General features: G+C 52.4%; 1 protein-coding gene. It reads right to left on the bottom strand.

The annotated features are described in order from the left end of the window. Positions 1–1,106, bottom strand: a 1,106-nt coding sequence (locus tag CJZ78_RS13970; RefSeq protein WP_198953923.1) for a hypothetical protein, incomplete at its 3' end; no start/stop codon positions are given. Positions 1,107–1,210: the final 104 nt, after the last annotated feature.

Below are 1,210 nucleotides of genomic sequence, written 5' to 3'. Positions count from 1 at the left end.
TGCTGCTCAAGCTGTGCAGCTTCTTTCTGTTTAGTTGCCAGATGCTGCTGTTCTAGCCGTTCGATTTGCTCGCGTTCAGCGGCCAGGCGTTGCTGCTGCTCGCCGCTTACTTCTGCTGCGCGCAGCTTCTCTAGGCGTATAGCTTCCTTCTGTTCAGCTGCGAGCCGCAGCTTTTGCAAACGTTCGGCTTCTTTGCGTTCAGCGGCCAGGCGCTGCTGCTCGGCGCTTACTTCTGCTGCGCGCAGCTTCTCTAGGCGTACAGCTTCCTTCTGTTCAGCTGCGAGCCGCATCTTTTGCAAACGTTCGGCTTCTTTGCGTTCAGCGGCTAGGCGCTGCTGCTCGGCGCTTACTTCTGCTGCGCGCAGCTTCTCTAGGCGTATAGCTTCCTCCTGTTCAGCTTCGAGCCGCACCTTTTGCAAACGTTCGGCTTCTTTGCGTTCAGCGGCTAGGCGTTGCTGCTCAAGAAACGCAGTTTCCTTGTGTTTAACGGCGAGCAGTTGCAGTTGAGCCTGTTGTTCGGCGATCTTGACCTGCTCATCCCGTGTAGCCTTCTTCTGATCAGCTGGTAATTGCGGCTGCTCAAAGCTTACGGATTGTTTGCTCTCGACGGCAATGTGTTCTTGCTGAGCGAGTTCTGCGTAGGAATACAGCTGTGTAGGCTCTACTACATCTTTCGGCTTTGCTTCTTGCCGCTGCTGGTCAATGTATCCTACTTCGCTGTGTTTAGCTGCAAACTCCTTACGCTCTGTCTCTTGTTCGACAAACGCAGGGTTGTTATGTTCTGAAGATTTGCTATAGGTTGAATAGTGCTGCGTATCGGCTTGATGGTGATTCGCAGTGTTTGAGTCTGACCAGGGCTTTTGGGAATATCTAGATTTCTTGTCCTCTGTCGAGTGAATTATTGAATAATCTGCTTTGAGATGATGGTCCATGTCCGTGGCTTGCTGCTCAGACACACTTTTGCCGTAGAGGCGATATCCAGCTGTTTGCAGTGATACGTTATTGATTTGGGTGCATGATGAGACAATGGAGCCAGCGGCTACGGCTGCTGCAAATGACCGCTTCATTAAGACCCCGGCACGTTCTGCCCAATAATGGTAACCCATCAATGATCTTGATTACCCAGCTCACTCCGCGACGGCCACCCAGGCCCTATATAGTGGTACACAAATACCAGTCCGGTCATGGCGCGCAGCGGCATCCAATTCCA

This window comes from Synechococcus sp. 8F6, assembly GCF_002252665.1.
In the GTDB taxonomy this organism is placed as follows: domain Bacteria; phylum Cyanobacteriota; class Cyanobacteriia; order PCC-6307; family Cyanobiaceae; genus Cyanobium_A.
The sequence above is the reverse complement of the archived record's forward strand: the minus strand, read 5'-3'. Positions and strand labels throughout refer to the sequence as shown.